Source organism: Methylobacterium sp. 001424705, assembly GCF_059816145.1.
Genome location: NZ_JCBANU010000056.1, coordinates 1 through 7,344, shown reverse-complemented (window position 1 = coordinate 7,344; position 7,344 = coordinate 1). Strand labels below are relative to the sequence as shown.

General features: G+C 70.9%; 6 protein-coding genes. All 6 read left to right on the top strand.

Annotated elements, in window-relative coordinates; genetic code table 11:
* Positions 1–327: 327 nt before the first annotated feature.
* The 6 genes from hpnA (at position 328) to AC6EUL_RS22455 (ending at position 7,225) form a co-directional block, all read left to right on the top strand.
* Positions 328–1,350: a hopanoid-associated sugar epimerase gene (gene hpnA / locus AC6EUL_RS22480; protein WP_056217413.1), complete on the top strand. Its 1,023-nt coding sequence runs from the start codon at positions 328–330 to the stop codon at positions 1,348–1,350.
* On the top strand, positions 1,350–2,261 hold the full coding sequence (gene hpnC / locus AC6EUL_RS22475) for a squalene synthase HpnC (RefSeq protein WP_499872816.1): 912 nt from the start codon (positions 1,350–1,352) through the stop codon (positions 2,259–2,261). The genes hpnA and hpnC overlap by 1 nt, the downstream gene beginning before the upstream one ends.
* Positions 2,258–3,112 carry a presqualene diphosphate synthase HpnD gene (hpnD, locus tag AC6EUL_RS22470; protein ID WP_499872814.1) on the top strand — a complete coding sequence of 285 codons (855 nt, stop codon included), beginning with the start codon at positions 2,258–2,260 and terminating at the stop codon, positions 3,110–3,112. Before hpnC ends, hpnD begins: the two co-directional genes overlap by 4 nt.
* Entirely contained in the window at positions 3,112–4,416 is a 1,305-nt protein-coding gene (gene hpnE / locus AC6EUL_RS22465) for a hydroxysqualene dehydroxylase HpnE (RefSeq protein WP_056217404.1), read from the top strand. Before hpnD ends, hpnE begins: the two co-directional genes overlap by 1 nt.
* A 39-nt stretch (positions 4,417–4,455) precedes the next feature.
* Positions 4,456–6,453, top strand: a complete 1,998-nt coding sequence (gene shc / locus AC6EUL_RS22460) for a squalene--hopene cyclase (protein WP_499872812.1) — start codon at positions 4,456–4,458, stop codon at positions 6,451–6,453.
* A gap of 67 nt (positions 6,454–6,520) precedes the next feature.
* Positions 6,521–7,225, top strand: coding sequence for a phosphorylase (locus AC6EUL_RS22455; protein ID WP_499872810.1), 705 nt, complete (start codon positions 6,521–6,523; stop codon positions 7,223–7,225).
* The last annotated feature ends 119 nt before the right edge of the window (positions 7,226–7,344 follow it).

Sequence of the window (7,344 nt, the reverse complement as noted above, 5' to 3'; positions counted from 1 at the left end):
GTCCGGGTGCGCACGCTGACGCTGCCGGACACCTACCAGGACCACAACGCGCCGGACGCCATGTACGCCGAGGCCGGCCTCGACGCCGCCGGCATCCTCCAGACCGTCAAGAACGCCCTGCCCGAGCGGAAGGCGGGACAGTCGGGACGCCTGCGGCTCGCCTGAGCCGCCGGGCGGACGCACGGAGCATCCGGGCTTTGCGGCCCGGGTGTGTCCCCGTTGCGCTTGTCCGATACCGGTTTCGATGACAAAAGCGCGCCATCCTCGGGTCCGAAGTCCGCTTCGGGCTCCGCGCACGCACAAGATCCTCAGACCCTTACGAGAGAAATGCCACAGGCGACCCCTTCCGGCCCGTTCGATGCCGGCCCGGTTCTCATCACGGGCGCGAGCGGTTTCCTGGGAGCGGCCCTGGTCGACGTCTTCCGCAAGGCCGGCTTCCCCGTCCGGATCATGGTCCGGGCCACCTCGCCGCGCACCAACCTGACCTGGACCGACGTCGAGATCGTCGAAGGCGACATGCGCGACCGCGCGGCGGTGGCACGGGCTCTCCAGGGCCAGCGCTATCTCGTCCACGCGGCCGCCGACTATCGCCTCTGGGCTCCGGATCCGGAGGAGATCGTCGCCACCAACCGCGACGGCGCCGTGATCCTGATGGAGGAGGCCCTGCGGGCCGGCATCGAGCGCGTCGTCTATACGTCGAGCGTCGCCACCATCAAGCCGCACGACGACGGCGCTTCGGCCGACGAGACCCGTCCCCTCACCCCCGCCACGGCCATCGGCGCCTACAAGCGCAGCAAGGTCGTCTCCGAGCGCGTGGTCGAGGAGATGGCCGCCCGCAACGGCCTGCCCGTGGTCATCGTCAATCCCTCGACGCCGATCGGCCCGCGCGACGTCAAGCCGACCCCGACCGGCCGCATCATCCTGGAAGCCGCCTTGGGCCGGATGCCGGCCTTCGTCGATACCGGACTGAACCTCGCCCACGTGGACGACGTCGCCGCCGGCCACCTGCTGGCCCTCCGGCACGGCCGGATCGGCGAGCGCTACATCCTCGGTGGTGAGAACGTGCTCCTGTCGCAGATGCTGGCGGACATTGCCGGCATGGTCGGCCGCAGGCCCCCGACGGTGAACCTGCCGCGGGCGGTGGTCTACCCGATCGCCTTCGTCTCCGAGCAGATCGCCCGCTTCACCGGCAAGGCGCCCTTCGCCACGATCGACGGCATCCGGATGTCCCGCTACCGGATGTTCTTCTCCGACGCGAAGGCGCGGGCCGAGCTCGGCTATACCGCCCGGCCCTACCGCGAGGGCCTGTCCGACGCGATCGCCTGGTTCCGCCAGGAAGGACGCCTGTGATGAGCACGACGATCCAGACAGCCACCGAGGCGCGCACCGGCAAGGGCTACCGCGACGAGAACTTCCCCGTCGCGTCGCACCTGATCCATCCGAAGCATCGCGGCGCGATCCTGGCGTTCTACGATTTCGTGCGCGCCGGCGACGACGTCGCCGACCATACGGGCCTGACGTCGGAGCGGAAGATCGAGCTCCTCGACGCCCTGGCCGACGACCTGACGGGCACCCGCCCGGCCGATTCGGCCGCCGAACCCCTGCGCCGGGAACTCGCCGCCCGCGGGCTCGCGCCGACGCACGCCCTCGAACTCCTCGACGCCTTTCGCCTCGACGCGCGCAAGAGCCGCTACGCCGACTGGGACGAGCTGATCGCCTATTGCCGCCTGTCGGCCATGCCGGTCGGCCGCTACGTGCTCGACGTGCACGGCGAGGATCGCAGCGTCGTCTGGGGGCCGTCGGACGCGATCTGCGCAGCCCTGCAGATCATCAACCACCTTCAGGATTGCGGGAAGGATTTTCGCAAGATCGATCGGGTCTACCTGCCGCAGGAGACCCTCGACTCGCATGGTGCCGCGATCTCGGAGCTGGCCGCCGAGAAGGCCTCCCCGGCGCTCCGCGGCGTCATTCGCGAGCTGGCGGAGCGTACCATGGGGCTGCTCGACGAGGGCGCGGTGCTGCCCGACCTCATCGCCGACCTGCGCCTCAGCCTGGAGATCGCCGCCATTCATCGCCTCGCCGTCGTGCTGTGCAAGGGGCTGATGACGCGCGATCCCTTGAGCGAGAAGGTGCATCACGGCAAGGCCGCCTTTGCCCTGACCGCGTTCGGTGGCATCGCCGCGACCCTGGCGCGCCGACCCCTGCGAGGCCGGACCCTGAAGGCTCAGGCCGCGAAGGTCGCGCGAGGGAACCGGGCATGAGCGCAACCCTGTCTCCCGCCGCCGAAACCGCGTCCCCCCCGGTCGACGCCCTTCCGGCGAAATCCTCGTCGTTCTACACGGCGATGCGCCTGCTGCCGCCGGATCGCCGCGCGGCGATGTACGCCGTCTACGCCCTCTGCCGGGCCGTCGACGACGTCGCCGACGACGGTGGCCCCGCCCCCGTGCGCGCCGCGGAGCTCGACCGCTGGCGCGCCGACATCGACGACCTCTATGCCGGACGGCCGGCGCCGCGGGTGCAGGACCTCGTCGTGCCGATCCGCCGCTACGGTCTCCTGCGCGAGGACTTCCAGGCGGTGATCGACGGCATGGCGATGGATGCCTTCGAGGACATCGTCGCGCCCGACGAGGCCACCCTCGACCTCTATTGCGACCGGGTCGCCAGCGCGGTCGGCCGCCTGTCGGTGCGGATCTTCGGAATCGCCGAGAAGGAGGGCATCGCCCTCGCCCACCATGAAGGCCGTGCCCTGCAGCTTACCAACATCCTGCGCGACATCGACGAGGATGCGGAACGCAACCGCCTCTACCTGCCGCGCGAGAAGCTGGCCGCCATCGGCCTGACCGCGCCGACGCCGCAGGCCGCCATCGACCATCCGCGCATCGGCGAGGTCTGCATCGCCGTCGCCCGCGAGGCCGAGGCGCATTACCGGGCGACCTGGGACATCATCGCCAAGTGCCCGCGCAAGGTAACCAAGGCGCCGCGCCTCATGGCGGCGGCCTATCGGTTGTACCTCGACGCCGTCCTGGCTCGCGGCTGGGAGAAGCCCCGCGCTCGCGTCAAGCCGAGCAAGCGCGCGCTCTTCGGCGTCGTCCTCCGACACGGGATCGTCTGATGGTGGGCACGGTCCACATCGTCGGAGCGGGTCTCGCCGGGCTGTCCGCCGCCGTGTCACTGGTGGAGCGCGGTGCGCGCGTCGTCGTGCACGAGGCGGCCAAGCAGGCCGGCGGCCGCTGCCGTTCGTACTACGATCCGACCCTCGGGCTGACCATCGACAACGGCAACCACCTGCTCCTGTCGGGCAACACCTCGGCGCTCGCCTTCATGCGCACGATCGGTGCGCCGGAGAGCGCCCTGTCCGGCCCGGACGAGGCGGCCTTCCCCTTCGCCGACCTGAAGACCGGTGAGCGCTGGACCCTGCGCCCCAACGCAGGGCGCGTGCCGTGGTGGGTCCTGCAGGCCTCGCGCCGGGTGCCCGGTACGGCGGCGCGCGACTACCTCGCGCCCCTGGGCATCCTGAAGGCCGCGGCCGGCAAGGCGCCGGGCCAGGGTGGCACCATCGGCGAGAGCATGGCCTGCGAGGGCATGCTCTACGACCGCCTGTGGCACCCGGTGCTGCTGGCCGCCCTCAACACCGATCCCAAGGAGAGCGACACCGGACTCGCGGCGACGATCCTGCGCGAGACCCTGGGGGCCGGCGGAAAGGCCTGCCGGCCGCTGGTCGCCGTCGGCGGCCTCTCGGCGGCCTTCGTCGATCCAGCGGTGGACTATCTGACCCGGCGTGGCGCGCAGCTGCGCTTCGGCCACCGCCTGCGCAGCCTCGCCCTCGGGGACGGCCGGATTGCCGGCCTCGTCTTCAGCGACGAGACCATCGCGCTCGCCCCCGAGGACTCGGTGGTCCTCGCCCTGCCGCCCTGGGTCGCCTGCGACCTGCTGCCGGGCCTGCCGGCGCCGCAGAGCCACCGCTCCATCGTCAACGCGCATTTTGCTGTGATTCCGCCGCCGGGATCGCCGTTACTGCTCGGCGTGGTGAACGGAATGACGGAGTGGCTCTTTGCCTATCCGGATCGTCTATCCGTGACCATCAGCGGCGCCGATCGCCTCTTGGATGTGCCGCGCGAAGATTTGGGACGTCAGATCTGGTCCGAAATCGTGACTTTGACCGGTCTTGCACCCGAACTGCCCAGCTGGCAGATCGTCAAGGAGAAGCGGGCGACCTTCGCGGCAACGCCGGCCGAGGCCGCGCGGCGCTCCGGCGCCGTCACGGCCCACGAGAATCTCGTCCTGGCAGGCGATTGGACCGCGACCGGTCTGCCATCGACGATCGAGGGAGCCATCCGTTCAGGAACAACCGCCGCATCGGCCCTCGCCCGGAGGACCGGCACGTGCGGACAGGCACGAGCGCGCGGCGCGGCGTGAGATAAGGCGGCCGCCTGCGCGGCCGGTGAGGCGAGGACGATGCGGGACGCATTCAGGAAGGTCGAGGCGCTGCAGCGCCCGAAGACTCAGGAGATCTCCCTCGAGGATGTCGAGCGGGGAGTCGTGCGCGCGACCCAGGCGCTGACGGCGCTGTCGCATGCCGACGGCCACCTGTGCTTCGAGCTCGAGGCCGACGCGACGATCCCGTCCGAATACATCATGTTCCACCAGTTCCGCGCCACCGAGATCGCGCCGGAGCTGGAGACCAAGATCGGCAACTACCTGCGCCGCACGCAGGGCAAGCACGGCGGCTGGGCCCTGGTCCATGACGGCCCGTTCGACATGAGCGCCAGCGTGAAGGCCTATTTCGCCCTCAAGATGAGCGGCGATTCGATCGAAGCCCCGCACATGCGCCGGGCGCGCGAGGCGATCCTGTCCCGCGGTGGCGCCGCCAATTCGAACGTCTTCACCCGCTTCCTCCTGGCCCTCTTCGGCGAGGTCCCGTGGCGCGCGGTGCCGGTGATGCCGGTCGAGATCATGCATCTGCCGAAGTGGTTCCCCTTCCACCTCGACAAGGTCTCGTACTGGGCGCGCTGCGTGATCGTGCCGATGCTGGTGATCCAGGCGAGGAAGCCGCTCGCCCGCAATCCCCGCGGGATCGGTATTCCGGAGCTGTTCGTCGCCCCGCCGCAGACCGTGCGAACCTGGCCCGGCAGCCCCCACGCGACCTGGCCCTGGACGCCGATCTTCGGTGCCATCGACCGGATGTTGCAGGTCTCGCAGGATTACTTTCCGAAGACGCCGCGGGCGCGCGCTACGGACAAGGCCGTGGCCTGGGTCAGCGAGCGCCTCAACGGCGACGACGGCCTCGGGGCGATCTTCCCCGCCATGGTCAACACCGTGCTGATGTACGATGTGCTCGGCTACCCGGCCGACCATCCCCAGGTGCGGATCGCCTGCGAGGCGATCGAGAAGCTCGTGGTCGTCAAGGAGCACGAGGCCTACGTGCAGCCCTGCCTGTCCCCGGTCTGGGACACGGCGCTGGCCGGCCATGCCCTCCTCGAGGCCGGGGGCCCCGACGCGGAGCATCAGGCCCGGCGCGGCCTCGACTGGCTGAAGCCGCTCCAAGTCCTTGACATCAAGGGCGACTGGGCCGCTGGCCGGCCGAACGTCCGCCCCGGCGGCTGGGCCTTCCAGTACGCCAACCCGCACTTCCCGGACCTCGACGACACCGCCGTGGTGGTGATGGCGATGGATCGCGCCATGCACCAGCACGGCCTCGTCGCCGACGTGCAGGATTACGGCAACGCCATCGCCCGGGCCCGCGAGTGGGTCGAGGGCCTGCAGTCGAGCGACGGCGGCTGGGCCGCCTTCGACGCCGACAACAACCACCATTACCTGAATCACATCCCGTTCTCCGACCACGGCGCCCTGCTCGATCCGCCCACGGCCGACGTCACGGCCCGGGTCGTCTCGATGCTGGCGCAGCTCGGCGAGACCCGGGAGAGTTCCAAGGCCCTCGACCGCGGCGTTACCTACCTCCTGAACGACCAGGAGGAGGACGGCTCTTGGTACGGCCGCTGGGGCATGAACTTCATCTACGGCACCTGGTCGGTGCTGTGCGCCCTGAACGCGGCCGGCGTCGATCCGGCCTCTCCGGAGATCCGCAGGGCCGTCGCCTGGCTGATCCGCATCCAGAACCCCGATGGCGGCTGGGGCGAGGACGCCTCGTCCTACAAGATCGATCCGGCCTTCGAGCCCGGCTACTCCACCGCCTCGCAGACGGCCTGGTCGCTTCTGGCCCTGATGGCGGCCGGCGAGGCCGACGATCCGGCGGTGACCCGCGGGATCAACTATCTGACCCGCACCCAGGGCGCCGACGGGTTCTGGTCCGAGGAGCGCTACACCGCGACCGGCTTCCCGCGGGTGTTCTACCTGCGGTACCACGGCTACCCGAAGTTCTTCCCCCTCTGGGCCATGGCGCGCTACCGCAACCTCCAGCGCAGCAATACCCGGACGGTCGCCTTCGGCATGTGATGCGAAGGCCCGTGATGCGAAGACGTCTGTGTCGAAGACTCTGGTTCGCGGTCGATCGGGTAACGGCATGAGCGCGATCGCCACGTCCGGTGCCCTCCCCGTCCTGGCCGTGACCGGCCTCGCCAAGGAGGCGCGCCTCGCCTCCGGCGCCGGCGTTCGCGCAATCGGGGCGGGGGGCGACCCGGAACGCCTGCGCGCCCTCCTGGCAGCGCGGCACGAGCCGGGATGCCGCGCCGTGGTCAGTCTCGGCATCGCCGGCGGTCTCGATCCGGCCCTGGTGCCCGGCGACGTGCTGATCGCCACCGCCATCGTCACGCCGACGCAGCGCTACCCGGCCGATCCGGCCATCGCCGCGGCCTGGATGCGCGCGCTGGCGGGATCGGGCTCAACCGTCCGCGAAGCCATGCTGGCCGGCGTCGATGCCGCCGTGATCGACGTGTCCGCGAAGGCCGCCCTGCGCACCGCCACCGGGTGCGCCGGCGTCGACATGGAATCTCACGTCGCGGCGGCCTATGCCGCGCGGCACGGGCTGCCCTTCGCGGCCCTGCGCATCGTCTGCGATCCGGCCGACCGCGCGATCCCGGCCTTCGCCGCGCAGGCGCTGAAGCCCGACGGCGAGCCCGACATCCGCGCGGTGCTGGCCGCCATCGCGCGCCAGCCCGGCCAGATCCCCGCCCTGATCCGCCTGGCGCGCGATTCGGGCCGCGCCTTCCAGAGCCTCACCCGGTGCCGGGCCCGCCTCGGAACGGCCCTCGGCGTCCCGGCCGCCTGACACCGCGCCTCTCGCAGAGCGCGCCACGACGGCGACGATTCAGCGTCCGCCCGGCCCGCCCGGACCACGTCCGGGGCCACCGCCGAAGCCGCCCCGGCGGCTTCGGACGTGGTCCGGGG